Below are 25,563 nucleotides of genomic sequence, written 5' to 3'. Positions count from 1 at the left end.
GAACAAAACGCTTAACCATGGGTGAGGAATTTTTGACCAGTGGCAGCACGCCATGCAGCTCAGCCCAAAAATCAAAAACCCCTCACCACATCGGGCAAGGGGTTGCAATCAGGCCATAGGCAAACGGCTTATTGGTATTGCTGGACCATGCGTTGGGCATGCTCGGCAACTTCGGCGCGTAAATCTGTTGGCGCAAGCACTTCAACATCAGCGCCCCAACCAAGCACCCACGAACGCATTTCACGCGTGCCAGCAAGTTTCATCGAAAGCTCACAACCACCATCGGGCAAGTCGATAACTTCTTGCGAACGATGCCAGGTACTTTCTTTGACCCGCCGCGCTACAACTGCACTAAAGCGTAAGCGCACCGTAACCGTATTACCCTCATCCATAATGCCCCAGCTATCGGCGAGCATCGAATAAGGGTCAAAATCGGTTGGAATGACATATTCAGTATCGAGAATTTCGGCCCGTTGGACGCGTTCGAGCTTAAAGGTACGTAAAGCATTGCGCAACGGATCATGGCCAATGACATAGGAGGCTGGCTCAAAGCGCGATACTTCGAGCACATATGGCGCAACAGTGCGCTCCTCTGGCTCATCGCGGTTCGAGGCCCAATACGAAAATTTAACCATGCGCCGATCGGCCCAAGCTCTGGTAAAGGTCTCAAGCACCAAAATATATTCGCGCCGCGTTGGCCGCAGCTGAATTTGGGCCGCAACATTGCTCAGATGTTTGGCAATTGTTTCGTCGGGCAGTGAGGCGGCAATTTTCTCAAGCGCTGCAACTACATGCGGGTTTTGCTCATCGCTATGGTGGGCGAGCAAGCGCGCTGCAAAAAATAACGAAATCGTTTGATTTAAATTCAAGCGCACAGTCGAAAGATAATCTTCGCGATTAATGCCAAACTTGCCCTCAAATTGCCACATGGGCACGCCCATGTCTTCAAGCGCCCCCAAATCGCGGTAGATGGTGCGCCGATCCATGCCCGTGGCCTCGGCCAAATCCATCACCCGCAAGCCTTGGGGATTATTGTAGAGTTTGCGTTCGATCCAGCGTAAACGTGCTGCTTTACTGGCTAAACGTTCATCGCTCATAGCACCCTCAAGCATAAGCGCTGCTCAAAAAAGAAGCACGGCAAAGGCCGTGCCAGCAGCAAGCTCCGAATGTGTTGGCTAGAACACATTTAATACAGCTAGCACGACCATAATTGCCAACAACCCACCGCCCATCAAAATGATCCGTACCAGATCGTGGCGAATGAAGATGTATTCCAAATCAGGGTTGATGCCAGTTGAGGTTGATGGTTTGATGTTGCGAATTGGTGATCGGCGGCGCGCTCGCGTCGAACGGCGTTGGATTGTCATGACCGTATATCCTCCTTGTTTGTCCAACTATTATAGCAGATAAGCCGCTGCTTTCAGCTGCCACAATGCACGTACATTGGCCAGAATTTGCAGGATGCTTAGCACAATTGTTAATCAACAATCCGCATTCACTTAACTTTTGCAAGCGCAAACCCAGCAGAGCAAGCGCTATGGTAGGATACAGCAAGTATCGTTGTTAACTCAAGGAGGAGTTATGCCCCACGCCGATCAATTAATTATCAATATAGGCCGCTTGGCAACAGGCCAGCAAGCGCCGCTGCGCGGCCCCAATTTGGCCCAATTAACCTGTCTCGATCAGGCAGCGATTGCCGTCCAAGCTGGCACAATCGTCGCCATTGGCAGCCAAGCAGAACTCAGCGCTTGGACCGCAGATCAGGTGATCGATGCCCAAGGCTATTTGGCGATTCCTGGCTTTGTCGATCCGCACACCCATGCATGTTACGCTGGCGACCGCGCGCATGAGTTCGAGCTGCGGATCAAAGGCGCAAGCTATAGCGAGTTAATGGCAGCTGGCGGCGGCATTATGTCAACAGTTCGTGCAACGCGAGCTGCCAGCATAGCCGAATTAGTCGCCCAAACGCGGCCACGACTTGATCAATTACTGGCTCATGGCACAACCACAGTTGAAATCAAAACTGGCTACGGGCTGGACACCGCTACCGAATTAACCATGCTTGAAGCCATCGCCGAACTGGCCCAAACCCATCCAATTGGTATCGTGCCGACCTTTATGGGTGCGCACGCGATTCCCGCCGAGTATCGCGACAATCCTGAGGGCTTTGTAGATTTGGTGGTTGAGGAGATGTTGCCAGCAGTAGCCGCTTGGTGGCAGCAACAAACCATCTGGCAAGAGCCGTTGGCCTGCGATATTTTTTGCGAAAACGGTGCTTTTTCGGTGGCCCAAAGCCAACGGATTTTGCTCAAGGCCAAAGCATTAGGCTTTCGCTTGAAGCTGCACGTCGATGAGTTTGAGCCATTGGGTGGCACGCCGCTTGCCGTCGAACTTGGCGCACTCTCGGTTGATCACTTGGTCGCCACGCCGCCAGAACATATCGCAATTTTGGCCCAATCGGAGACCGTCGGCGTTTCGTTACCTGGCACGCCATTTGGCTTGGGCAAAAGCCAATTCAGCCCTGCGCGTAGCCTCATCGAAGCCAATGGCATTTTGGCCTTGGCCACCGATTGCAACCCAGGCACCAGCCCTTGCGAATCGATGCCGATGGCGATTGCGATTGGTTGTCGCTATTTGCGGCTTACTCCAGCAGAAGCCTTGAATGCGGCAACCGTCAATTCAGCCTTTGCAATTCGCCAACATGAGCGAGTTGGCAGCTTAGCAGTGGGCATGCAGGCCGATATTGCCTTGCTCAATCTGCCCGACGAACGCCATATTGGCTACAAATTCGGCACAAATCCGGTTGCAATGGTCATTAAAGCAGGTAGGGTAGTCCATCAAAGCCAACTTCGCGCTGATCGCTAAGCGGTTGCTCGATCCACGGCAGCTTGACGGTAAAGGTCGAGCCATGACCCAGCTCGCTGTTCACCTCAATATCGCCGCCCATTAATTTGCATAGATTACGACTAATTGCCAAGCCAAGCCCAGTGCCGCCATATTTGCGCGTTGTTGAGGCATCGGCTTGGCTGAAGTTTTGAAAAAGATTGGCCACTTGATCAGCGGTCATCCCAATGCCTGTATCACAAACCCGAATGTACAAACAGGCTGGATCAGAGGTTTCATCCAAAAAGAGTGAAAGTGAAATTGTGCCATGCTCGGTAAACTTCGCAGCATTACCCAACAAATTAATTAACACCCGCCGCAGCTTCGAAAGATCAGTCCAAAACATCAAATTATGGTAGGTTTGATCGATTAGCAGGTTATTTTTGTTGCGATCAATCAAGGGTCGGATGGTCGTTACCACATCATTTAAAAGAATACTGACCCGCGTTTGCTCCCAATAAACTGGCATTTTGCCAGCCTCAATTTTCGAGAGATCAAGCACATCGTTGATCAAGCCCAACAAATGCGAGCCAGCCGAGCGAATCCGATCCAAATCTTCAAGATACACATGATGGTTAGAATCGATAAAATCTTCGCGCATCACATCGGCATAGCCAATAATCGCGGTCAGCGGCGTGCGCAACTCGTGGCTCATATTGGCTAAAAACTGGCTCTTGGTTTGGCTGGCTGCTTCGGCTGCATCTTTGGCGCGGCTCAATTCGTGGTTCAGCTGTTGTTGGGTTTGGTAGACATGGGCGTTGCCAATCGCATATGAAATTTGGGCTGTGGCAGCTTCCATCAATTCGGCATGCTCTTGGCCAAAATGATCAACCTGCGAGTGCAAAAGCATCAAGATGCCCAAAATTCCGCTGGTGCCAAAAATAGGCAAAGCCAAGACCGAACGGGCATCGTAGGGCGCGTTTGGCAAATGCAACCAACGCTCATCGGTGTGGGTATCTTTGATCAAGGCCAGTTGATTGTGGGCCACAATCCAACCCGCCAAGCCTTGGCGCATCACGCGGCCAACCAAATTTTGCTGCTCAATCAAGGTGGCTTTTTCGCGGGCCAAAATGCTATGGGTCACCATTTGATATTGGTCGAGCAAAAAGATGCTGCCTTGTTCTGCCATGGTTAGGTGCAAGGCCACGTCCAAGGTGCTTTGCAAGGTCTGATCAAGGTCAATTTGGGCGCTGGTGGCGCGCGCAACCTCGACCAAGCCAGCAAACAAATTACGCTGCGAACGCAACAAATCTTCATATTGGTGGCGCTCGGTTATATCGCGCAGCAACAATAAATGACCAAGATAGCGATTACGATCACTCAACGGCGACAGTTGTACATCGAGAATCAGCTTTTTGTCGGCGTGGGTTAACGACTGTTCCCAGCGCAAATGCTGATCAGGATCGGCGGCAGTTGGCGCAGCAAGCAAGCCTAAAATAGCAATTTCCGCCGATTGACCAATCTGCTCCTGAGGACGCAGCTGCAATAAATGACCAGCAGTGGCGTTCATATCCATCACGCGGCGCTTGGCATCAAGAAAAATCACGCCTTCGCTGAGATTTTCCATCAAAATATGGCGTGCAATCGGAATCGTATCGAACAAACGATAGCGCAACGCGCCCCATGCCAGAGCAACAGTGCTAATCACAAAGCCAAACGGAGTTAAGTCAAGATATGGAAAAGGCCGATAGCCCAAAATATGAAAAGCATTAGTAACCCATGGAGCGATTGCACTTAAAATTAATGCAATAATTTGATTTTGATAGAGCGAGGAAGAAAGCACTAATGCTTGCAATAAAATTAACGTTCCTGCTGCCATAAACACATATGAATAGGCAGTATGCACCCAAAACCATGGCCCGTAATAAGTTTGGAGCATCGTATAATTGTGATACATCACAATTTCAGTCTTCGTCCAAATCAAATGATGCCATTCATTTGTCCAGACCAAAATAATCGTAATCATTGGAATAATCAGCGCATATAAAAAACTACGCTTAGTAACAAACCGTTCTTGGCCAGTATAATACAAGGCATACGCAACCCAAGCCACGGGTGGCGTAGCAATACCTAAATATTGAGTTTTCGCAAAAATAACTTTGGTAGCTAAATCAACACTGACTAATTCCCATCCATAACCCAATGTCCAGAAGGCAACAGTAAAAGCTAAAAGAGCAAACGGCCACATTTGGGCAACAAAGCGGCGGCGCGAGACAATAATAGCAATTGCAAACGAAATGCTGCTTGCAATTAATGTAGGAAATGTATACGATGGAATTTGCCAGTGCATAACAATACCTAGCCTAGTGATGACGGTGGCGGTTCAGAATATAGGTAGTGCGCGTGCCAAGATGCTTCATTTCAACCCCATGGCGCGGCTGCAAGCTGAAGTATTCATGGTCGTGCAACAGCGCATAGGTTTCGGCGCTCACTTGAATTGTATTCGGCTGGGCGCTACTTTCCATGCGGCTAGCAATATTAACCGTATCGCCCCACAAATCGTAGCTAAATTTGATCATGCCAATGACCCCAGCGACCACCGGTCCGCTATGAATACCGATGCGCATTTGCAATGGCTCGCCGTTGGGCATACGAATTTGCTCAATCGCCGCCAGCATCGCGGTGGCAAACAAGGCCAAACGTTCTGCATGGTCGGGCTGGGCAATTGGCAAGCCAGCCGCAACCATATAGGCATCGCCAATGGTTTTGATTTTCTCCAAGCCAGCATCAAGCGTCATCTGATCGAACAGTGAGAACAAATGATTGAGCCACGCAACCAATTCTTTGGCATTAACATGGCCTGATAGCTCGGTAAAACCCACAATATCAGCAAAAAGGACACTAACACTGCTAAAATATTCGGCAATATTCGCTTGTTGATCTTTGAGTTGATCGGCGATCGTTTGCGGCAAAATGTTGCGCAAAAGGCGCGTCGATTGAGCTTGTTCTAAGGCAATTGCTTGCAAATAGGCTTGTTCTTGGTCGTGGAGGCGTTTTTTCTCCAACGAGGCTTCAATTCTGGCGCGGAGCAAGGTTGTGTTAAATGGCTTAGCCAAATAATCTTCTGCTCCGAGCTGAATTCCTTTGACAACATTTTCCATATCATCGGCGGCTGAAACAATAATGACAGGAATATGGCGCAACTGATCATTCTGTTTTAAGATTTGTAAAACCTCAAAACCATTCATTACCGGCATCATAATATCAAGCAGCATCAGATCGATCACATTGCTTTGAACATAATCAAGTGCTTGCTGACCATTCTCAGCAAGCACTACTCCATAATTGCGACGCACTAATTGGCGTTGTAAAAGAAAGCGGTTATCTTCGCTATCATCAACAACCAGAATACGGGGTTGGGTTGCGGTCATAGTGGCGTATCCTTGACTAAGGCTTGAATTTTACTAACTAGGCTAGTAAAGTCAACTGGCTTAATCTCATATTCGTTGCACCCTGCTTCCAAACAACGCTCGCGATCGCCGGCCATAGCATGGGCCGTCAAGCCAATAATTGGAATCTGGCTGACCGCAGGATTGGCCTTAATCGCGCGGGTTGCTGTCCAACCATCAACATTCGGCAAGCTCATGTCCATCAGAATAATATCGGGCATTAAGCTTTCAACCATATCGATCGCCTCTTGACCATCGACGGCGATGGAAACCGTAAAATCGCGGCGTTCAAGCCTACGCTTCAGCATATCGCGATTCATTTCATGGTCTTCGACAAGTAGAATATGCATACAAAATACTCCAATGCTCGTTGCTCCATGCCGAATCGCGAGGCTTCTCTGCTGTTGCTAGTGTCGCGATTGGGCATTACGAGTCAGTTTACGATCGACTAATCGGGCTGGGCTAGGCCATAGACTTCGCGGGCTTCGGCAGCCACAAAGAGCGATCCGGTTACACAAATGAGGCCATCGACAGTGGTAAGTTGTTGAGCCAGCGTTAAGGCCTCGGCAACGCTGTTGGTCTGATGGACAGGGCGAGCATCCGTTGACTGAATCATTTCAGCCAAGCGTTCGGGCGCTAAAGCCCGCGGATGGCGTGAACAGGTGGTGATGATCTTGGTTGCGGCGGTGCTGAGTTGCTGAATAATTGCCTGAATATCTTTGTCGCTTGATGTTCCTAAGACTAAGGTGAGTGGGCGTTTTGGGTAGTGTTGCTTGAGCGCTTGCAACAAGACGCGGGCTGAATCGCCGTTATGCGCGCCATCAACAATTGTCACGGGATTGTTTGCAATTTGCTCAAAGCGAGCAGGCCATTGGGTTGTAGCCAAGCCCTGGCGAATCGCATCGTCGCTGATGGGGAAACCAAGCTCACGCAAGAGCATCGCGGCGCTGGCAGCAAGTTGGGCATTTTGCATCTGAAAATCACCCTTCAAGCCAAGCTGATCGGGCACGATAACCAAGGGATATTCGGCAATCACCCCTGATGCTTGCTCCTGCAAGCCCGCCATGCCAGCGATAAACAACGGAGCCGCTTGCTCAGCAGCAATTCGGCCAATTACCTCAGCCGCCTCGGCCTGCTGCACGGTGCTAATCACTGGCACATGCTGCTTAATAATACCAGCCTTTTCATAGGCAATTTTGGCTAGCGTATCACCAAGAATTGCCGTGTGATCATAGCTAATCGAGGCAATTACACTCAAGACTGGATCAACGCTGTTGATCGCATCATAGCGCCCACCCAAGCCAATTTCAAGTACCGCTAATTCAATCGCCTGCGTAGCAAAGTAGTACAAGCCAAGCACTACCCCAATCTCATACGTGGTTGCTGAACCAAGCTCAGGGTCAAGCTGCTCAAGCAATGGTTGCACTTGATTAATGAGCTCGACCAGCTGAATTTGGCTAATTGGCTCGCGATTAATTTGGATGCGCTCACGATACGAATGCAAGTGCGGCGAGCTAAAAAACCCAACCTTGAGGCCGCTATGGCGCGCAATCGATTCCAAAAAAGCGCATGTCGAGCCTTTGCCCTTGGTGCCAGCCACAATCACAGCGGGATAGCGCAACTGTGGATTATCTAAAAGTGCCAGCATCGCCTTAACTCGCGGCAAATTAAACTCAGTTGGGTTTTTGGGTAATTTCTTCTCGCTATCGAGGAAACTATAAATCCAATCCAAAGCATCTTGATAGGTTTGCAACATTGAGGTGCGCTCCGTCTAAACCAAATGATGCTTAGTGTACAACCAATAGCATAGAATAAGGATGAAGGATGAATGCCCAAAGTCAAAAATCAGAAGTCAAAAATCAAGAGCCTATAGCCCAATCCCAATAAAAGGATGAAGGATGAAGTATGAGGGATGAATGCTGAAAGTCAAAAATCAGAAGTCAAAAATCAGAAGTCAAAAATCAAGAGCCTATAGCCAAACGCCAATAGCCCAATCCCAATCATCTGTGCTACTCTGTGGCAAAAAAACAATCATTCGTGCAATTCGTGCAATTCGTGGCTAAAATGTTCTTCGTGCGCTTCGCGCCCTTCGCGGTTCCAATCCCTACCCTCATTAAAACACAAAACCTCTCGACCATTAATGATCGAGAGGCTAGGATTACAACAATTTAGATACTGCTCGCATCGAGCGGCACGATAACGCGGACGGTTGTGCCAGCTCCAACGGCAGAGGTCATTTCGGCGCTGCCGCCAACCATGCGCGCTCGTTCATCAATGTTGAGCAAACCAAACGAGCCACGCTTGCTATAGTTGGCGCGCACTGCTTGCAAATCAAAGCCTTTGCCATCGTCCTGAACCGTCGCCATCAACTCATCGCCTTGGCGAGTCAAGCGAATCCAAATATGCTTGGCTTCGGCGTGCTTCATGGCGTTGTTGCTGGCTTCTTGAATAATATTAAACAAGGTACCTTCGCGCTTGGCATCAAGCCGCAAATCGCCAACAGTTTCTTCGAGCAACACTTGAGTTGGGCCATCTTTGAAGCGGGTAACATACTCGCGCAACGTTGCCACAAGCCCTTGGCTATCGAGGGTTAATGGGCGCAACTCAAACAAGAGCGTGCGAATATCATAGGTCGTGCGCCGCGCCAATTCGCCCATTTTGGTCAACTCTTGCATCACGCGGCTTGGTTCGCGCTCCAACAAGCGCTTGACAAACTCGATGTTCATCGTGATGGCAGCGACCGATTGAGCGGGGCCATCGTGCAAATCGCGGGCCAATTGCTGGCGCACTTCTTCTTCTTTGCTAATCAGCTTGGTGCGTTCATCGCGCAACTCGCCAACCAACTGGGCATTGAGCATGGCGATAATCGCATAATTGGCTAAGGCCGAAACCATGCCCAATTCATCTTCGTTGATTTCGGTGCGATCAACCCCGACCACGATAATGCCATAGTTGCGACGGCCTGCGCTCAACGGCACACAACAAACACAAGCACAATTTTGCATTGAAGGGACGCTGCTCAAGGCATGTGATTGGCGCAGATCGGTCAAAATGCGCGGCGTGCCAGAGGCCAAAATCGAGGCCATAATGCCGGTTGGCTCAATCGCAATCCGCAAATTGAGATCGCCAGAACCAACGCCAACCCCAGCCGCCACATACAACTCATCAGGCTCGCCAGTTGGCAAGAGCACGACACTACTGCGGCCATTGATCAAGCGAATCGATTCAGTCACGGTGGCATCAAGCACGGTTTGAAAATTCATGGTCGTGCTTAGCTTATACGCCACTTCATACAACGAGCGCATGCGGTCGCGATACGATTCTGCATCACGTTGAGCAGTATCAACATCGCGGCGAGCGGCAATCACATGTTCGCGATTGATTTCGCTCGATTGGCCAGAAAGCGTGCTGACCAACCACGACACCAAAATCAAGGCCGTACAATTGACCGCAATGCTAACAAACATTTCTTCGCTGCCAACGTTGGTGGTATCGCCAAAGCGCCGCCGCAGGGTAATGCCTGCAAACACAACTGCGGCAATTACGCCTGTACCAACAGCTTGGGCTGGCGAGCGATTGGTCGAAGCCCAAACCGTGGGCAACATAATCAGCGCTACCATCAAGGTTAATGGCAGGCCGCTAAATAAGGCAAACAGCCCAATGAAACCAAAATCAACAATGAAAATCCACGAGGGCAGATTGCGAAAGCGCGGCACAAAGGCCAAACCAGCCATCACCAAACCATAGAGCGCATAAGCCCACCAAGTGAGAGCAAAGATCGTGGTTGGGGGAACCACCGTATGTTGGTCGATGCGAGCGCCAACGACCAAAATCAAGCCAAGGCTAATCAACCGCACCAAGCTAAACAGTGGATCACCGGACATTAATAGTCGTGGTGTAATGCGTGGGACGGAGATAGACATCGTTGAATCTTCCTCGGCACTAACTACTATCTAGAAGGAAATTCCGTCAATCAGTGGTTCACCCTCGATCGCAGCCTGATACAGCTGCTCTTTGAGAATTTTACGGGCGTAAAATAGCCGCGATTTAATCGTTCCCTCGGGGCATTCGAGAATTTCGGCAATCTCCGTCAGTGAATAATCATGAAAATAATGTAAGACCAAAACTGCGCGATGTTGCGGCGAAAGCCGCTCTAAGGTTTGGCGCACGACGTCTTGCATCTCGCGGCGTTCGGCCACCACATCGGGTGCAGAACGCGAACTGGCCTTCAAACGCTCGGCCAATTGATGAAAAGGCTCGTACCACGGGCGTTGGCGCTTGATGCGGCTATAGCACAAATTGACCGTCACCCGATAGAGCCATGGGGCAAGTGGAATGCTGCCATCGAGCTTTGTAGCATGACGATACAACCGATAGAAACAATCTTGCAACACTTCTTCGGCAAGTTGCTGATCGCGGGTAATGCCCAACGCTGTCTGGAACAATTGTTGGCGATAACGATCAAACAATTGTTGCAGCGCAAGCATATCGTTGTTGGCGGTAATTGCCTCCAACAAAACAGCATCACTTCGCTCTGATTGTAGTTGATCGTCAGCGATTGCCATTTGGGTATTCTTTCTAAATGGTTGTGTGGGTAAATGTGGGCGCTTGTGGCCCATTATACCACAGCCATTTTGGCTTTCTAGCCTTGATTTTGGCCAATTGGCCGCGAATGTTGAGCCAACCAACTACTTGCGGTCTCGTAATCTTGGCGGTGCATGGCCAAGGCGGTGGTAAATTTGTCGGCTTCAGCGGCATCAACTTGCAATTCATAGCCGTTCAAGGCCAAAAATCGGGCAGTTATTGCTAGCGCAATGCGTTTGTTGCCATCCCAAAATGGGTGGTTGCGCACCAAACCAGCCAGCAGCATGCCAGCTTTGGCGCACAAACTTGGAAAAAGCTCCTCGCCAAACATCGATTGAAACGGCGTGGCCAAGGCTGAAAGCAATTGTTGAAAGCGCAAAACATCGAAGCTCTCGCCATGTTCTTCAGCAATTGCATCGCGAATGCGTAAGGCTTCTTCTAAAGTAATATATTGAACATTGACTTCTTCGCTCATAACTGCTCACAACGTTGCTCAATCCACGCAGCCTGCTGTTCGCGATCCATGCCGCGTTCCGCCGCTACCAATAAAATCCAATCGTACAGGCTCTCGTCGTCTGGTGTGTTGAAGGCATAGCCGTTGCGGGCCAAAAATTCAATCATCGCCAGCAAGGCTGTGCGTTTGTTGCCATCGCTAAAACAATGACCATGCACCAACGCATCGAACAGCGCAGCAGCTTTGCTAAATGTATCAGGATATAGATCTTCGCCAAACATGGTTTGTTGCGGTACAGCCAAAGCTGTTGCTAGCTTCTCAAAGCCTTGCTCGGTAATGCCATGAATACCGCCGATATGTTGAATAACCATGGCTTGTAACATAAAAGCATCAGTCAGGCCAAGATACTGGGTCACAGCAGCCTCCGCAAGGTTTCGGCATATTGGGCCATGGCTTTGCGTACCCGAGGCACAAGCTGCGGATCGACCTCGGGCAGCGCTTGCAGCGAAAGGTAGCCCTCTGCATCAAGCTCGACGGCCAATAAGATAGTGGTTTGTTGGCTGGCTTGCAGCCATTCGGCTAAATTGGCGGGCACTTCTTCTGGTTTTAAGGTTAATTGTTGCATAGGGCAAAACTCAGTTCAAGTTACATCCACGAACATTAATTATTGATCCACGAAGGACACGAAGCACGGAAACGCGAAGATCGCGAAGCTGTTTTTAGCCACAGATTGCACAGATTGTTTGGATTAGCTTCTGTTAGCCCAGAGCCCAGAGCCTCATCCCTCTCTGCGCCTCTGCGTTAAAACTAACATCCCGACCCTTAGGCACTCGATTTGGAACCGCGAAGGACGCGAAGATCGCGAAGCTGTTTTTAGCCACAGATTCACGGAATTTATTCCCAACCCCAACCCCCGATCACTATGTTCTATGCTCTATGTTCTATGCTCTTACTTCGGCCAATTCGGGCTTGGGAATGCTCAGGAAGTTGGCAAGCAAGGCTTTGCCATGCTCAGTCATAATCGATTCGGGGTGGAATTGCACGCCCTCGATTGGTAAGCTACGGTGGCGCAAACCCATAATCAAGCCATCATCGCTCCAAGCGGTTGCCTCAAGGTCGCTGGGCAAGCTGGCTTCTTCGACAATCAATGAGTGATAGCGGGTGGCGGTGAATGGCGATGGCACACCTGCGAAAATCCCAACATTCAAATGGGTAATTGGTGAAGTTTTGCCGTGGCGCAATTGCGGCGCACGAATCACTCGCCCGCCAAAGGCCGCGCCAATCGATTGATGGCCCAAGCACACGCCCAAAATTGGGTATTCCATACACAATTCGCGAATCAGCGGCACACTAATGCCCGCTTCCGCTGGCGTGCACGGCCCAGGCGAGATCACAATCCGGTCGATTGATTCCATTGTGCGAATGTCATCGACCTCGATTTCATCGTTGCGTTTAACCACAACCTCAGCCCCAAGTTCACAGAAATATTGATACAAATTATAGGTAAAGGAATCGTAGTTATCGAGTAGCAAGACGGCCATGGCACACTCCTTGATCGTGGTTTAGAAATCGCTGGTATTTTGTACAAGTAAAACAGGAATTGGGCTATTAAACAAGATCTCAGCACTAACATCTTCAAGCAACACCCGATCAAGTGGCGTGCGCGCGCGATGAGCGCCAATCACCAACAGATCGTAGCCACCAGTTTTAAGCTCTGCTTGAATTTCTTCGAGCACCATGCCCGCGCGAATCCGCACGCTGGTCGCCACGCCGCGCTCGGTCAAAATCGTTTTGGCGGCAGCAATGTTGCGCGCAACCTCGCCCTGTTTTTCCATCACCAAATCGGCCAAACGCTCAGGGTCGCGCTCCTCGGGCTTGTAGGTCAGCGACAATTGCGAAACAATGTGCAAAATCGTGACCTGGCCACCAAGCGGCCCGATAATCGAGGCCGTCATTTGGGCATCGTGCAAGGTTGCTGGCCCTCCTGCGGCGCAGACCAATGCGCGACGCAGTTCATTAGGGCGACCTTGCATCAACAACATCGAGCAAGTTAAGCGCCGCGCCAACGAGCCAATTGCCGATTGGCCAAGCCAGCGCCGCCAGCCCTCTTTGCGCAACGGCCCAAAAGCCACCAAATCGGGCTGGCTGGCGCGGGTTTCAAGCACAATCGCCCGTTCTGGGGTTGCGCCGCGCATAGTTCTGGTTGGCGCATGGTCGCTTTGCAACAGTTGCTCAGCGTTGAAAAAATACATTTCGGCTTCGTCTTGATGCGCTTCATCGACCAAAAAAGTGGTTTTGACGTGGGATTGGCGGGCCAAGGGGGCAAGATAGGCCACCATGCGTCGCGCCGCCGAAGAGCCATCAAGGTAAATCATCAAATTAAAAGGCTTCATAGTTGATCCTAGATAAATAACAGCAGAATCGGAGTCACGACCATCACCACCATAAATGTCACCAACATGGGCGTGTCGTTGACCACCCGATCAAGCAAGCGCAGAATTAACCGCTCATACGGGCGATAGAGGAACAGCAGAATAATTAATGAGATCACACTAATGCTGATAATTTCGGCCAGCACCACTGTAAAAGCAAATGGATCTTTGATCAACAATGAGGCCACCAGGGTATCAATAAAGGTGGTGATGTTGGCGCCCATAATGTAAGGCAAGGTATTTTCGCGGCGAATAAAACCGCGCGCCGAAAGTGGCACCAAAATTGAGAGCGATACAGAAACCGATAAGGTCAACGAGGTTACAAACGCGCCCAGCAAAAACATCGCCCAAGGCCGATAAATCAAGCCGCCAATTCGGCCAAAGGCATTATGTTCAGCATCAACTTGCGGCAACGCTTTATCCAAAAGGCTAAACGCAAATAGTAGCGTGCCAACCCCAATAATAAAGATTATCACGCTGGTTGCAGGCAGTACACCACTAGAGGCTGGAGTTGCCCCAAAAATATTGATAATTCCAGTATCAATTGTGCGCAACAGCCACGCCACAATCGGGTCAAACACCTGCTCAACAAAATCGAAAATTGCTGAAGGCAAGGCAATTCGCACTTGGTCGAGGCCGCTATCAGTCAACAGCCAATAGCCAATCGCCAAGGCAGGAACGTAGGTGGTGGCAGTGACGCTCAGCGCCAGCACGCCAATCGAGAGCGAGGCGGCTTTTTCTCGGCCCCGCAAAAAGTAGATGAAGCCAATCACCAACACAATAAACGATGCGCCAAGCCGCGAACCAGTAATCATGGTAAAGGCTTGCAGCGGATCGATGACTTTGCTGTCGAGAAACGAAAGCGCAATCCCCGCCACTGGCGAGCCACTCAGCACACCATAGGCAAACAGCCAGCCAAAGCCCAACGTATTGAGCGCATTTTCAATCCCCAACGTTTTGGTGAGAAACGGCCCCAAGCCGCCTGCACCTTTGCTCAACAAGCGCAACGCCAAAATAAAGAAGAACAGGCCCACTACCACAAAGCCCACTTTCATCAAGCGCCGCAACCAACGATTGCGTTGCAATAATGAAAGCGTGACCGGATTATCCACGTCAAGCGCTTGCTCCGACTGGTGTTCGCTCATGCAATGCCTCCCAAAGCACCAGAGAATCAGCTTAAAGTATACAGGAAAGTCAAAAGGCAAAAATCACAAAGAGCATAGAACAGAGAACATAGAGAAAGGATGAAGGATGAAGGATGAGGGATGAAGGCAAAGTCAAAAGGCAGAAAGCAAAAGTCAAAAGAGAGTATAGAACATATGAAGGATGAGGGATGAAGGATGAAAGCCAATAGCCGAGGGGTCGGAGATCAGGCGATAGGTTTTGGACTGGCACGAACATAATCCTAATAATCTGTGCCAATCTGTGGCTAAAATAAAGGATGAAGGATGAGGGATGAAGGCCAAATCAAAAATCAAAAGGCAGAAAGCAAAAACTCAAAGCCCATAGCCACCAGCCGATCACCTATAGTCCTGCTCCCTTCGCGCGCTTCGCGTGCTTCGTGGTTTCGTGTTTTGTGCGCTTCGTGGCCTTCGTGGATCAAAAAACAGCCTTCGTGGCCTTCGTGGATCAAAACATCCATCCACCAATCGAGCATTTTATGCTACACTAAGGCCACCAAAAATACCTACAGATCTGACTCTACTTCCAGCAATACACGGGGCGTTGGCCTATGACATCACAACCACGAAATGTCCGTTTTGGGGTTCAAGCGCGGGTTTTGTTGCTGGCATTAGGAGTCTCGCTGCCAGCGCTGATTATTGTTGGTTGGTTGAGCCTGAATGGCATCTCCCAAGCCCGCTCGGCAGCAGTCAAGCAAAGCGAAAACACCCTTTTACTCCAAGCAGAAAATATGCTCATGAGTCGGGCAATCGATAAAGCCGAGTTATATGACCAGGCTTTGTTGAGTGTGCAACGCCAAGTCCAAACCATGGTCAACATCACCCAGCAGGCCTTTAGCCGCCCACTCGATCGGCTGGCGGATACCAGGCCCGATCCGTTTTGGCTGGCTGGCAGCGGCCCGACCTTGATTCCCCCCGATCAACTACGGCTCACCGTAGCCCGCGCCCGCCAAATCACTGGCGCACTGCAAAGCAATGTCAATCTGAACCCATTAATTTCCTTGGGCTATTTGGCCACCAAGGAAGGCGTGATGGTGCTTGATGATGTGCGGGTGATCAGCGTTTTGCCCGATGGCTTCGATGCGCGCAAACGTCCATGGTATCAGGCCGCCGAATCTGCCAACGGCCCAACATGGGTTGGTACGTATGTTGATGCAGTCACTAATCAACTTAATATCACCGTCTCGGCACCAGTTAAGGTCAATGAGCAATTAATTGGCGTCATTGGCATGGATTTGCTACTCACTACGATTCAATCCGATGTGCTGCGGATCGATGCTGGCACCTCGGGCTACGCCTTTGTGATGGATCACGATGGCAATATTTTAATTCGGCCAGAGCTTGAGGCTGGCAACACGCGCTGGGATGAAACCTTTCAAAAGCAAAATCTGTTTGAGAGTGACGATCCAAATTTTGCCTCGTTGCGCGAGAATATTCGCAATAATTTGCCTGGTGTAACCCGCTTGCAACTCGATGGCGGCGACCGCTATTTGGCCTACTCGCCAATGCGCACGGTTGGCTGGGTGGTGGCCTTGGTGCTACCGATCGACGATGTGATTAGCCCTGCTCGCGATGCAAGTTTGGCCATCGAGCGCGAGCAACAGCAATTACGCCGCAATTTCTTGGCCGTATTGCTGATTGCCTCAGGCTTGATCATTATTTTGGCCACAGGCTTGGCGCGCACGATCATCCGACCATTACGCGAGCTTGAGGTTGGAGCCCAACGCATCGCCTCAGGCCAGCTTGATCAACAATTGGTCGTCCATGGCAACGACGAAATTGGTCGCCTCAGCCTTTCGTTTAATCAGATGAGCACGGCCTTGCGCGAAAAAGTCGATGCCTTGGAAGTTAATGCCCAACAAATGGCGGCAATCAACGAAACCAGCAACGAATTAAAACGCTTGCGTTCGTTAAATACAGTGCTTGATCACATCCCTCAATTATTATGTCAACGCTTAGGCTTTGATCGGGCTGTGCTCTATTTGCTGCGCGATGATCTGATTGAAGTTGTGGCGGCCTCGTTTGGGCCAAATAATTACGAATTAGAATCCGATTTTATGCGCTCGGCGCTCTCTGACCCAATCACGATTGAAAGCGACACGATCGAAGCCAGCGTGATCAAATCGCGCCAAGCGGTGATTGTCGATAATCCATGGCAACACCCGCAAGTGATTCAGTCCAAGCAATTTATTTCTGGCGGCGATTCGTATGTGCAAGCGCCAATTCTTGGCCGTGAAAAAGTGCTGGGCCTGATTTCCGCCGATTACTACGAGCAAGGTCGGATGGTCACAATTCAAGATGCAGCCTTGTTGCTCAACTTTGCTGACATGGTTGGCTTGACGATTGAAAACGCCTTCTCATTCCAAAACTTGGAAGATTTGGTAGCCCAACGAACTGGCGAGTTGCGCGAAGCCCTCGACCGTGCTCAAGCAGCTGATCGCCTGAAATCGCAGTTTTTGGCCAGCATTTCGCACGAATTACGCACGCCGTTGAATGCAATTATTGGCTTCTCAACCGTGCTGATCGATGAACTTTCGCCAGTCATCGTCGAAGAACAGCGCGAAGACCTAGAAACAATCAACAAAAACGGGCGCTATTTGCTCGATCTGATCAACGATATTTTGGATATGGCGCGGATCGAAGCTGGCAAATTTGCCTTGCACCGCGAAGCAACCGCCGTGCTGCCAGTCGTGCAATCGGCTGTCGATATTATGCACGGGCTTAATTCCAAGCCCGTCACCATGCGCATCGACATTGCACCCGACTTGCCGCCGATGGACGTTGACCCAACTCGTTTACGTCAGATCGTGATTAACCTGATTTCAAATGCGGTAAAATTTACCGATCGCGGCCAAATTGTGGTGCGTGCAACCAGACGAATTGTGCACGAAGCCACACCAATTGGCTCGCACTATCTTTTGCCCGGTGATTGGATTGTGATTAGCGTCCAAGATACAGGCATTGGCATGGATGCAGACGCCTTGGGCAAACTCTTCCAAGAGTTTCAGCAAGTGCATGCCAGCGCCAGAGGCATTTTGGGGTCGGGCTTGGGGCTGTCAATTACCCGCCGCTTGGTCGATTTGCACGATGGCGATTTGTGGGTTGATAGCAAAGTTGGGGTTGGCAGCACCTTCTCATTTGCGATTGCTACCGCCCACGCCCAAGCTCCAATTGAGCAGCAATAACCTAGTTAGAAGGAAATAACCGTCATGGCAGGTTCGACGCGGGTTCTCTACATTGAAGATAATCACGATAATCAACGCTTGGTTCGGCGGGTGCTTGCAACCCGTGGCTATCAGATTATCATCGCCAATGACGGCAACGAAGGTTGGAAATCGGCCCAAACTGATCGCCCAGATTTGATTCTGATGGATATTAATTTGCCAGGTTTGAATGGCTATGAATTAACCACCAAATTCAAAGCCACGCCACAACTTGCAGATGTGCCAATTGTGGCCCTGACGGCCAACACCACGCCTGGCGATCGCGAACGGGCCTTGGCTGCTGGCTGCGATGGCTATATCTCCAAGCCAATCGACCCTCGCGCCTTGCCCGATTTGGTGGCCAGTTATATTGGCGGCACGCGCGAAGTGCTAGCCAGCAGCGATGCCCCCACTGTGATGCGCGAATATAGCCAACAACTGGTCGGGCGCTTGGAATCGCATGTGCGCGAGTTGGAGAACGCCAATAATCGCCTAACGCGGCTCGATCAGGCTAAAAACGATTTCTTGGCGACGATCTCGCACGAGCTACGCACGCCATTAACCGTCATTCACGGCTACCTTGATTTACTGAATATGCAAGCGCTTGGCCCAGTTAACGAAGGTCAACGCGAAGCCTTAGAATTGATGAAACGCAATAGCACGCGGCTGTTACGCCATATCAACGACCTAATTTACCTACAACAAGTGCGCTCCAACCAAATGGATTTTGCCCAAGCAGATTTGCGCGGCCTCGTCCAATCGATTTGCAACGATATGCAACCGACCTTTGGCGAGAAAAACCAAACCTTGGTGCGCAATATCTACGTTGGTGGCATCCAAACGCCCTTGATGATTAATATGGATGTGCATGGCGTTGATAATGCAGTGCGCCACTTGTTGGAGAATGCCAGCCAATACACCAATGCTGGCGGCGTGATTCAAGTTTCGGTCTATCAAGATGATCAATTGGTGCGGGTTTCGATTCGCGATAACGGTGTGGGCATTCCCGAAGCCGACTTTGAACGGATTTTCGAGCCATTTGTACGCTTGGATGATACCTTGGCCAGCGTTGGCGGGGCGGGATTAGGCTTGGTGATTGCCAAACACGTTGCTGAGGCTCACAACGGCACGATTGCGCTCGAAAGCACCGTTGGCGTTGGCAGCATCTTCACCCTGCAACTGCCAGTTAATCATCAATAAATTCTGCAAGCTCTCAAGGCCAAATACGCCTGAGAGCTTGGCTATTTAAGCAGCAATGAACGAGCCAGCCTAACAGATTATCGGCGGTGGGCTAAAATTAAAAAAGCGTGGTTATACCCAAAATAGGCGGAGATTGCTGTTGACAGCAGCTAGGCGCTGGCCTATCATACCCATAGAGAACGGGTGAAATAGCACACTGAATGAATCAGCAATCAACGTATCGCATCTATCTTTGTCATGGATTGCACTGTGGAAGCCAACTGGCCGAGGTGCAACAACACTTTCTGCATGCACTTGCTGCTGCCGATTTACACGCAACCGTTGAAGTACGTCTGAGCAACTGCCTTGGTCGCTGTGAACGTGGCCCAAACGCAATCATTCAGCCCGGACGGGTCGTCTATTGCCAACTTAATGGCACAGCGATTAACCGAATTGTGCATGAACATCTCTTAACCAATACCCCAATCGTAGAATTACGTGACGAGTAAGCATTGCAACATCGAGGGCACTCATGACGCAGGAATTTGTAACCCAATTTTGGGGAGTGCGCGGCAGTCATCCTAGCACTGGCGCTGAGTTTAGCAAAACAGGTGGCAATACTTCGTGTGTTGAAATGCGCGTAGCAGGCCAGCAATTGATTTTTGATGCTGGCACTGGCATTGTGGAGCTTGGGCATCAATTATTAAACCAAGTCAATCCCCGCCCAATTTTGATTTTGCTTTCCCATTATCACCATGATCATATTCAAGGCTTGCCGCATTTCCCCCCACTCTATCGCGAAGATCAGATGATCTATATCGTAGCCCCGTGGAATCTGTACCAAGATCGAGTTTGGGAATTGTTGGCTAGCGCTTCATCGCATTCAATGTTGGCTGAACGGCCAGGCTTATTGGCCCGCCGCCGCACCTTGTTAATCGAAGGTGGCGAGCGCTTATGGTGGAATGCAGACGCGCCTACGCCGCTGCGCATTGCTAACGATGAGCATGAGCAATGTCCTGCTGGCTCGGTGGAAATTCGCGCCTATCATTCGTTAGGCCACCCTCGCGGCGGCTCGATGTGCTATCGGGTTGAGCAAAATGGGGTCAGCGCGGTCTACGCCACCGATATTGAATCGTACATTGGCACCGATCAACGCTTGGCCAATTTTGCCCGGGATAGCGAATTAATTATTCACGATGCCCACTATACGCCAACCGAATATGCCAACCCCAAGGCCAGCCGCCAAGGCTGGGGCCATAGCACCTGGGAAATGGCAATCGAATTGGCCCACGTCGCGAATATTAAGCAAATTGCCTTGTTTCATCACGAGCCAGCCCACACCGATAGCCAAATCGACCAGATCGAGGCCGATGCCCAAGCGGTGTATCCCTTGGCATTTGTGGCTCGCGAAGGCATGCAGGTCGATTTATTGGCCACAATCAACGAACGCTCGCAAGGCCAGTCGTTCTCACCAGTCGAGCCAGCGATCCAGCCACTCGCCTAACGTTTGGCCGCTGGTTTGCTCCATGGCAGCTTGAAAATCGCTGCGGCTAATAATCTGATAGCGTTGCTGGGTGTGGAGTTGGCCAAGTCCTTGGAAGAAGGCTTGATCGCCAAGCTTGATGCGGAGTTGATGGAGCATCGCCGCGCCTTTGCCATAAACTGCGCGATAATAGCTATTGAATGAGGGATATTCGTTAATCGCTAAGCCTGCTGGCCAGTTGCCATTGGCTTGATTGCTGCGCTCTAGGCGCTCGATTTCGCCTGCGTAATAGCTATTGGCGGCTGCTTGACCAAGCACAGCTTGAGTCGCAACGTAGGTCAGATAATTGGCCAAGGCCTCGTCGAGCCAAGCCTCGCGATAAATATCATTGCCCAGCATGCCATACCACCACTGATGCGCAACCTCGTGAAACACCACATAATCAATCTCGCGATTAACCACCGAATCGACCAGAATAATCGTATAGGCGGGATATTCGATCCCACCACGACTATCCCATGGCATCACATGCACATCGAGCTTGCGATAGGGATAGGCGCCAAATTTGGCTTGATAGCTGCGCAACGCCCCCACCGCCATCTCGCGCACTCGCTCAAGGTCAAGATACTCGGGGCCATAGGCGGTCACTTCAATCTCATCGAGCAGCGTGCTGCTACTTGAAAATGTGCCAACTGCGGCAGCCCACTCGCGAACTGGCCCGCTCACATAGGTGCGAACGCTGCGATCGGCATTTTGGCGCAGTAAACTGCCAGCGCCAATCACCTCAAGCTCGGCGGGCAAGGTTAGTTCGACCAGATAAAGCGCTGTTTCAGCCAACACCCGATCAGGGAAACGGGTCACATCCATACGCCAATCGTTGGCAGCAGCATCCCAAACCGCCAGCATTGGGTAGGCCGAAAGCAAGGGATACGAGCCGTCGGGCCAAGCCTTGATCGTGCCAGCAAAACTTGTGTTGATCACGACTTGCTGATTGGGCGCAAGCGTGCTGGCAAGCTTAATCCGAAAGGCCGTATTTTCGGCTTCGCGATTAATCGTGAGTTCGCCAGCATTACTCCACACCTTGGTTACATTCAGGGTTGTGTCGCCACCATCGCCTTGCACATCGGGCGGAAAATTAGGGTACGAACGCAACACCAAACTATCAATGCTTGCGCCCGTCGTGTTGGTATAGGTAATAACTTGGCTGCCGCTATAACTGCCTGCCGCCGGATCAAGCGTGATCTGCATGGCATAACGTGGCATGCTCTGGTTAGCGGCATCGCTGGCAAATGCTGGGCGTAGCGCAATTGCTTGCTCGTTTGGCCAAGCATCAGCAATTGGCGTTGGTTGAACTGGCAGCGGAATCAAGGTTGGGGTTGGAACTGGTGGCGTATAGGCAGGCACTGGCTCCCACGTAATCAACGCCCTGAGATCAACCAGCGTTGGCTCAATTGTTGGGTTGGCAAGCGCTGCTTGATTGCTGTTCGCGGGCGGCGCTTGGCCACAGCCAACCACTATCAATACAAGCCCCAGATAAAGCCAACGACGCATGGGCTACTCCTCGGTTGCTGCCAAATGGGTGGCAATGTGTTGAAAGCCAATTTTGGCGTAGGTTGCTTGGGCAATCGCATCGGCGGCAAACAAAAATGCCAATTTGCCAGCCTTGGCATAATGGTCGGCAACCAAAAAACTGGTTAAACTCGCTGCCGCCCCGCGTCTGCGCCAAACAGGCAGCGTTGCAATCGCAACCAATTCGACCACGCCAGAACTGGTTGGTTTATAGCCACCAACCGCTGCCAATTCGCCCTCAATCAGCGCCATAGCATAGCGCCAACCAGCATTCAAAGCCTCGTGCAAGCTATCAACATCAGCTTGGCCAATTGCTGAATAATCGCCAAAGCCAAGCCGCGTTACCTGACGATATAACCCCAAATCATCGGCGGTTGTCAGCCAACGCAGTTCAATAGTTGGGTTGTGGTAGGGCTTAAACTGCGCAGGCGGGCAAATCATCTGCGGGTTACTATGATCGACCTTGATGCCCGCAGCTTTCAGCATTGATTCTAATTCTGGCCACAGCTCACGGGTCCATTCGAAGCGCAGTTGGCGTTGATGTTGCTGAAACACCTGGCGCAAAGCTGGCAAATTGGCAGCAGCAGGATTGAGCGGCGCAACGGGCATAGCATAATTAAACCATGGCGCTGGATCAGCGGGGTGAATCAAGGCCACAAACGGCGGAACCTGAATCAGGGTACAAACTTCGGCAGCGACCTGCTGCACACTGGCTTCAATTGACTGCAATAGCTCAATCATGCAACGCCTAAAAAAAAGCGAGCAGGCTTAAACTGCTCGCTTAGAACAATTAACCAACCACCAGCAACAAAATAGCGGCAACGATCAAAGTTGCTCCAAAGCCAATCAACAGATAAATTCCATACTTTTGCAAGAAATTCTCGTTGTTGAGCGGCGCTGGTGGTGCAGTAAAGCCGCTTTGGGCTGGCGGATTATAGCTTTGCTGCACATTTTGATAGTTTTGGCCTTGGCCATAGCCTTGTTGGCTTGGCGGCGCATATTGGTTCTGTGCTGGTGGCGCATATTGATTTTGGGCTGGTGGCGCGTATTGGTTCTGTGCTGGCGGCGCGTATTGGTTCTGTGCTGGTGGCGCATATTGATTTTGCGCTTGGGCTGGATACGATTGATCAACTGGCGCATTGCCATATTGGGCGCGGGCCTGACCTGGGCTCATAATCACCGTTTGATCAGGGAACGATTGATGGTTGGCGGGAGCTGATTGAGTGTTCGCTACCGCGCCGCCGCGCATTGAGCTAACATTATCTGGCGCAGCTTGAACCGCTTGGGCAGCCTGAGCAGCTTGGGCCTCGGCCTTCACCCGCAATGCTTCAGCACGCAACGCTGCCATCTCCTCAGGGTTGAGTTGGACAGTTGCATACGGATTTTCCAACTTTTTGTTGGTTGCCGGAGCAGCATCGGCCTCGTTCAAACGAGTGGTGGCAAATTGATTAGCTTTATCTTTTTCTTGTTGCAATTCGGCTCGCATGGCGGCCAAATCGTCAGCGGTTAACTGCACTGTTGCTTTTGGATCGTGCAATTTCTTATCTTCATTTGGGCGATCACTCATCGCAAAGCCTCCATAGGGCGAGTGTTTGTTCGTCGCTTGCTACGCTATCATATTCAGGGGCAAAAATCAAAAGAATTTTGGATGAGAAATTGAGCAATTTTCACAATTGGCCCATTTTGGGCAGCAAAATCCCCTTGGGTTTGGTTAACCGCAAGGGGTATCGTCGTAAAAATAGGCGAATTACATTGGAGAATGAGACCATCGCGACGAACATGGTCGCACTGGTCGGCACAAAAAGAACACTAATCACTCACCATGGTGTTGATTAAGTCGATGAACGTATCGACCTCGAACGGCTTTTGTAAAATAACAGCACCCTCTTCTTCAAGGTCGCTGAACCATGGCTTACGATTAAGCGCCGTGACGATCACCATAGGAATGCCTTCATCCTGTATCCGCTCGCGAATTTGATTGAATGCCTCAACCCCATCCATCTCTGGCATCATAATGTCTGAAATAATCAGATCAGGTTTTAAGGTTTCAAGTTGGGCAATGCCCTCGACTCCGTTATTCGCCAGCACGACTTCATAGCCGACCTCGCGCAGGGCGATCTCCATCACCATCTGGAGTGCGAGATCATCATCCATGATGAAGATTGTTTTTGCCATATCTTCGATCCTTCTTTCAGCGCCATGGTTTGGCTATTATACCATGGCGCAGGCTGGCTCCCGTCATGCTGCTTCAACGCCGCGTTCGAGTTGCTGGCGCGCCCAAATTGGCCAATGTGGGGTGGCCGAAATTGTTGCTTCAAGGCCTACCAAATCGGCACAGCCTTCGCGCAACATATCTTCAGCAATCCATGGGTCGCCAAGCATGCCATGGGCAATTAATGGCACATCAACAATGCTGCGAATGCCCGCCACCAACGGAATTTGCCAGCCAGGAAATTGGGCAATTGGCGCAACCGAGCGCCCAACTACAATATCAAGCAGATCAACGCCCGCTGCCACTAATTCGTGGGCCAAAACTCGACTTTCCTGCAAACTCACGCCATCGGGCACGAGATCATCGACGACCAAGCGCACCCCAACCACAAAGCGGCGCCCGAGCCAGCCGCGAATCGCCTCGATACTTTCGAGCAATAACTGGCTGCGCGAGGTTGGCGGCACTTGTTTGCTGACCCGCATTTGATGAAAGAACGAGCCAGCGTTAGCATCAATCACCACGCCCGGGCAACCAGCAGCATAAGCGCGCCACGCAGCAAACAGCAATTGTTCGCGCAAGCCAGGCCAATAGGTTGGCTGAAGCATATGCTCTGGTTGGCTGGCAAGCTGCAAGAGTGGCAAGCACTGGCTTTGGTATTCGTGCAAACATTGGTTCAAAGTACGAAAGGCCTGAATATGTGCGTCGGCACTCAAGGCAGGTTTGGCTAGCTTTGGGTTTGGCTGAACCAACACTGGCTCGCTGATGATCAAGCCAATTCCATAGCTGCTCCAGCGCCCATATTCTAAAATCAGGCTCCGATTGAGAAAGCCGCCGCCATGGCTAAATCGGCTTGGGCCAGGCGTAGCGACCAAGCGATTGGTTAAGGCGAGTGTTCCTAGTTGAATCGCTGAAAAAAGACGTAGCATGGTCAAAACCTCCGCTGCTATTGTGCGCCGAAGCAAGCGGCTTTGACAAGCTGTTTAGGCCCAAAAAA

The 25,563-nt window shown here is 50.8% G+C and carries 24 protein-coding genes; 5 read left to right on the top strand and 19 right to left on the bottom strand.

All coding sequences use genetic code 11. From position 1 onward, the window contains the following. Positions 1-128: 128 nt before the first annotated feature. Positions 129-1,097, bottom strand: coding sequence for a helix-turn-helix transcriptional regulator (locus SE18_RS15285; RefSeq protein WP_054535361.1), 969 nt, complete (start codon positions 1,095-1,097; stop codon positions 129-131). A gap of 78 nt (positions 1,098-1,175) precedes the next feature. Beyond that, complete coding sequence (locus tag SE18_RS15280; protein WP_054535327.1) at positions 1,176-1,367, bottom strand: hypothetical protein; 192 nt, start codon at positions 1,365-1,367, stop codon at positions 1,176-1,178. A gap of 214 nt (positions 1,368-1,581) precedes the next feature. On the opposite strand from SE18_RS15280, the gene hutI reads away from it, so the two are divergent. Beyond that, positions 1,582-2,865, top strand: coding sequence for an imidazolonepropionase (gene hutI / locus SE18_RS15275; protein WP_054535326.1), 1,284 nt, complete (start codon positions 1,582-1,584; stop codon positions 2,863-2,865). Here hutI and SE18_RS15270 read toward each other — a convergent pair. The 12 genes from SE18_RS15270 to SE18_RS15215 form a co-directional block, all read right to left on the bottom strand. After that, the gene (locus SE18_RS15270) at positions 2,816-5,173 is read right to left on the bottom strand and encodes a histidine kinase N-terminal 7TM domain-containing protein (RefSeq protein WP_054535325.1); all 2,358 of its coding nucleotides are present in this window, start codon (positions 5,171-5,173) and stop codon (positions 2,816-2,818) included. The two genes, hutI and SE18_RS15270, sit on opposite strands and share 50 nt — an antisense overlap. Positions 5,174-5,186: 13 nt before the next feature. Beyond that, complete coding sequence (locus SE18_RS15265; protein WP_054535324.1) at positions 5,187-6,254, bottom strand: adenylate/guanylate cyclase domain-containing protein; 1,068 nt, start codon at positions 6,252-6,254, stop codon at positions 5,187-5,189. After that, positions 6,251-6,622, bottom strand: coding sequence for a response regulator (locus SE18_RS15260; protein ID WP_054535323.1), 372 nt, complete (start codon positions 6,620-6,622; stop codon positions 6,251-6,253). Before SE18_RS15260 ends, SE18_RS15265 begins: the two co-directional genes overlap by 4 nt. Before the next feature lie 98 nt (positions 6,623-6,720). Further along, positions 6,721-8,028 carry a bifunctional folylpolyglutamate synthase/dihydrofolate synthase gene (locus SE18_RS15255; protein WP_054535322.1) on the bottom strand — a complete coding sequence of 436 codons (1,308 nt, stop codon included), beginning with the start codon at positions 8,026-8,028 and terminating at the stop codon, positions 6,721-6,723. Between the two features lie 412 nt (positions 8,029-8,440). After that, on the bottom strand, positions 8,441-10,195 hold the full coding sequence (locus tag SE18_RS15250) for a GAF domain-containing sensor histidine kinase (RefSeq protein ID WP_083469927.1): 1,755 nt from the start codon (positions 10,193-10,195) through the stop codon (positions 8,441-8,443). Between the two features lie 30 nt (positions 10,196-10,225). Continuing rightward, positions 10,226-10,837 (bottom strand): RNA polymerase sigma factor, encoded by a 612-nt coding sequence (locus tag SE18_RS15245; RefSeq protein WP_054535320.1) that lies wholly within the window; start codon positions 10,835-10,837, stop codon positions 10,226-10,228. A 77-nt stretch (positions 10,838-10,914) separates the two neighbouring features. Next, the gene (locus SE18_RS15240) at positions 10,915-11,331 is read right to left on the bottom strand and encodes a type II toxin-antitoxin system death-on-curing family toxin (protein WP_054535319.1); all 417 of its coding nucleotides are present in this window, start codon (positions 11,329-11,331) and stop codon (positions 10,915-10,917) included. Further along, the gene (locus SE18_RS15235; protein WP_054535318.1) at positions 11,328-11,726 is read right to left on the bottom strand and encodes a type II toxin-antitoxin system death-on-curing family toxin; all 399 of its coding nucleotides are present in this window, start codon (positions 11,724-11,726) and stop codon (positions 11,328-11,330) included. Before SE18_RS15235 ends, SE18_RS15240 begins: the two co-directional genes overlap by 4 nt. Beyond that, a complete protein-coding gene (locus SE18_RS15230) occupies positions 11,723-11,935 on the bottom strand; it encodes a hypothetical protein (protein WP_054535317.1) in 213 nt (70 codons plus the stop codon). The genes SE18_RS15235 and SE18_RS15230 overlap by 4 nt, the downstream gene beginning before the upstream one ends. A 316-nt stretch (positions 11,936-12,251) precedes the next feature. Next, on the bottom strand, positions 12,252-12,851 hold the full coding sequence (locus SE18_RS15225) for an anthranilate synthase component II (RefSeq protein WP_054535316.1): 600 nt from the start codon (positions 12,849-12,851) through the stop codon (positions 12,252-12,254). Positions 12,852-12,872: 21 nt separating this feature from the next. Then, positions 12,873-13,703 (bottom strand): universal stress protein, encoded by an 831-nt coding sequence (locus SE18_RS15220; RefSeq protein WP_054535315.1) that lies wholly within the window; start codon positions 13,701-13,703, stop codon positions 12,873-12,875. Positions 13,704-13,711: 8 nt separating this feature from the next. Next, positions 13,712-14,887, bottom strand: a complete 1,176-nt coding sequence (locus SE18_RS15215; RefSeq protein WP_054535314.1) for a hypothetical protein — start codon at positions 14,885-14,887, stop codon at positions 13,712-13,714. A 587-nt stretch (positions 14,888-15,474) separates the two neighbouring features. Between SE18_RS15215 and SE18_RS15205 the strand changes: the two genes are divergently transcribed. From SE18_RS15205 to SE18_RS15190, 4 genes are all read left to right on the top strand, one after another. After that, complete coding sequence (locus SE18_RS15205; RefSeq protein WP_054535312.1) at positions 15,475-18,108, top strand: sensor histidine kinase; 2,634 nt, start codon at positions 15,475-15,477, stop codon at positions 18,106-18,108. Positions 18,109-18,132: 24 nt separating this feature from the next. Beyond that, positions 18,133-19,326, top strand: coding sequence for a hybrid sensor histidine kinase/response regulator (locus SE18_RS15200; RefSeq protein WP_054535311.1), 1,194 nt, complete (start codon positions 18,133-18,135; stop codon positions 19,324-19,326). Positions 19,327-19,526: 200 nt separating this feature from the next. Beyond that, positions 19,527-19,814, top strand: a complete 288-nt coding sequence (locus SE18_RS15195) for a (2Fe-2S) ferredoxin domain-containing protein (RefSeq protein WP_054535310.1) — start codon at positions 19,527-19,529, stop codon at positions 19,812-19,814. A gap of 23 nt (positions 19,815-19,837) precedes the next feature. Continuing rightward, positions 19,838-20,809 (top strand): MBL fold metallo-hydrolase, encoded by a 972-nt coding sequence (locus SE18_RS15190; protein ID WP_054535309.1) that lies wholly within the window; start codon positions 19,838-19,840, stop codon positions 20,807-20,809. On the opposite strand, the gene SE18_RS15185 is transcribed toward SE18_RS15190, so the two are convergent. The 5 genes from SE18_RS15185 to SE18_RS15165 all read right to left on the bottom strand — a co-directional run bounded on the left by SE18_RS15185 (position 20,774) and on the right by SE18_RS15165 (position 25,495). After that, positions 20,774-22,339: a M1 family metallopeptidase gene (locus tag SE18_RS15185; RefSeq protein WP_054535308.1), complete on the bottom strand. Its 1,566-nt coding sequence runs from the start codon at positions 22,337-22,339 to the stop codon at positions 20,774-20,776. The genes SE18_RS15190 and SE18_RS15185 overlap by 36 nt on opposite strands. A 3-nt stretch (positions 22,340-22,342) precedes the next feature. Next, entirely contained in the window at positions 22,343-23,098 is a 756-nt protein-coding gene (locus SE18_RS15180; RefSeq protein ID WP_054535307.1) for a GNAT family N-acetyltransferase, read from the bottom strand. A 49-nt stretch (positions 23,099-23,147) separates the two neighbouring features. Continuing rightward, the gene (locus SE18_RS15175) at positions 23,148-23,924 is read right to left on the bottom strand and encodes a hypothetical protein (protein WP_054535306.1); all 777 of its coding nucleotides are present in this window, start codon (positions 23,922-23,924) and stop codon (positions 23,148-23,150) included. 242 nt (positions 23,925-24,166) lie between these two features. Beyond that, entirely contained in the window at positions 24,167-24,532 is a 366-nt protein-coding gene (locus tag SE18_RS15170; protein ID WP_012188143.1) for a response regulator, read from the bottom strand. A gap of 63 nt (positions 24,533-24,595) precedes the next feature. Continuing rightward, entirely contained in the window at positions 24,596-25,495 is a 900-nt protein-coding gene (locus SE18_RS15165) for an oxidoreductase (protein ID WP_054535305.1), read from the bottom strand. Positions 25,496-25,563: the final 68 nt, after the last annotated feature.

The organism is Herpetosiphon geysericola, from assembly GCF_001306135.1.
Classification (GTDB): Bacteria; Chloroflexota; Chloroflexia; order Chloroflexales; family Herpetosiphonaceae; genus Herpetosiphon; species Herpetosiphon geysericola.
The sequence above is the reverse complement of the archived record's forward strand: the minus strand, read 5'-3'. Positions and strand labels throughout refer to the sequence as shown.

Bases quoted from the DNA above. Each gene is read 5' to 3' on its own strand.
- hutI (WP_054535326.1), top strand. From the start codon at position 1,582: ATGCCCCACGCCGATCAATTAATTATCAATATAGGCCGCTTGGCAACA.
- SE18_RS15245 (WP_054535320.1), bottom strand. From the start codon at position 10,837: ATGGCAATCGCTGACGATCAACTACAATCAGAGCGAAGTGATGCTGTT.
- SE18_RS15270 (WP_054535325.1), bottom strand. From the start codon at position 5,173: ATGCACTGGCAAATTCCATCGTATACATTTCCTACATTAATTGCAAGC.
- SE18_RS15280 (WP_054535327.1), bottom strand. From the start codon at position 1,367: ATGACAATCCAACGCCGTTCGACGCGAGCGCGCCGCCGATCACCAATT.
- SE18_RS15170 (WP_012188143.1), bottom strand. From the start codon at position 24,532: ATGGCAAAAACAATCTTCATCATGGATGATGATCTCGCACTCCAGATG.
- SE18_RS15175 (WP_054535306.1), bottom strand. From the start codon at position 23,924: ATGAGTGATCGCCCAAATGAAGATAAGAAATTGCACGATCCAAAAGCA.
- SE18_RS15285 (WP_054535361.1), bottom strand. From the start codon at position 1,097: ATGAGCGATGAACGTTTAGCCAGTAAAGCAGCACGTTTACGCTGGATC.
- SE18_RS15250 (WP_083469927.1), bottom strand. From the start codon at position 10,195: ATGTCTATCTCCGTCCCACGCATTACACCACGACTATTAATGTCCGGT.
- SE18_RS15225 (WP_054535316.1), bottom strand. From the start codon at position 12,851: ATGGCCGTCTTGCTACTCGATAACTACGATTCCTTTACCTATAATTTG.
- SE18_RS15195 (WP_054535310.1), top strand. From the start codon at position 19,527: ATGAATCAGCAATCAACGTATCGCATCTATCTTTGTCATGGATTGCAC.
- SE18_RS15185 (WP_054535308.1), bottom strand. From the start codon at position 22,339: ATGCGTCGTTGGCTTTATCTGGGGCTTGTATTGATAGTGGTTGGCTGT.
- SE18_RS15230 (WP_054535317.1), bottom strand. From the start codon at position 11,935: ATGCAACAATTAACCTTAAAACCAGAAGAAGTGCCCGCCAATTTAGCC.
- SE18_RS15220 (WP_054535315.1), bottom strand. From the start codon at position 13,703: ATGAAGCCTTTTAATTTGATGATTTACCTTGATGGCTCTTCGGCGGCG.
- SE18_RS15190 (WP_054535309.1), top strand. From the start codon at position 19,838: ATGACGCAGGAATTTGTAACCCAATTTTGGGGAGTGCGCGGCAGTCAT.
- SE18_RS15165 (WP_054535305.1), bottom strand. From the start codon at position 25,495: ATGCTACGTCTTTTTTCAGCGATTCAACTAGGAACACTCGCCTTAACC.
- SE18_RS15215 (WP_054535314.1), bottom strand. From the start codon at position 14,887: ATGAGCGAACACCAGTCGGAGCAAGCGCTTGACGTGGATAATCCGGTC.
- SE18_RS15255 (WP_054535322.1), bottom strand. From the start codon at position 8,028: ATGTTGCAAACCTATCAAGATGCTTTGGATTGGATTTATAGTTTCCTC.
- SE18_RS15240 (WP_054535319.1), bottom strand. From the start codon at position 11,331: ATGAGCGAAGAAGTCAATGTTCAATATATTACTTTAGAAGAAGCCTTA.
- SE18_RS15260 (WP_054535323.1), bottom strand. From the start codon at position 6,622: ATGCATATTCTACTTGTCGAAGACCATGAAATGAATCGCGATATGCTG.
- SE18_RS15180 (WP_054535307.1), bottom strand. From the start codon at position 23,098: ATGATTGAGCTATTGCAGTCAATTGAAGCCAGTGTGCAGCAGGTCGCT.
- SE18_RS15200 (WP_054535311.1), top strand. From the start codon at position 18,133: ATGGCAGGTTCGACGCGGGTTCTCTACATTGAAGATAATCACGATAAT.
- SE18_RS15265 (WP_054535324.1), bottom strand. From the start codon at position 6,254: ATGACCGCAACCCAACCCCGTATTCTGGTTGTTGATGATAGCGAAGAT.
- SE18_RS15205 (WP_054535312.1), top strand. From the start codon at position 15,475: ATGACATCACAACCACGAAATGTCCGTTTTGGGGTTCAAGCGCGGGTT.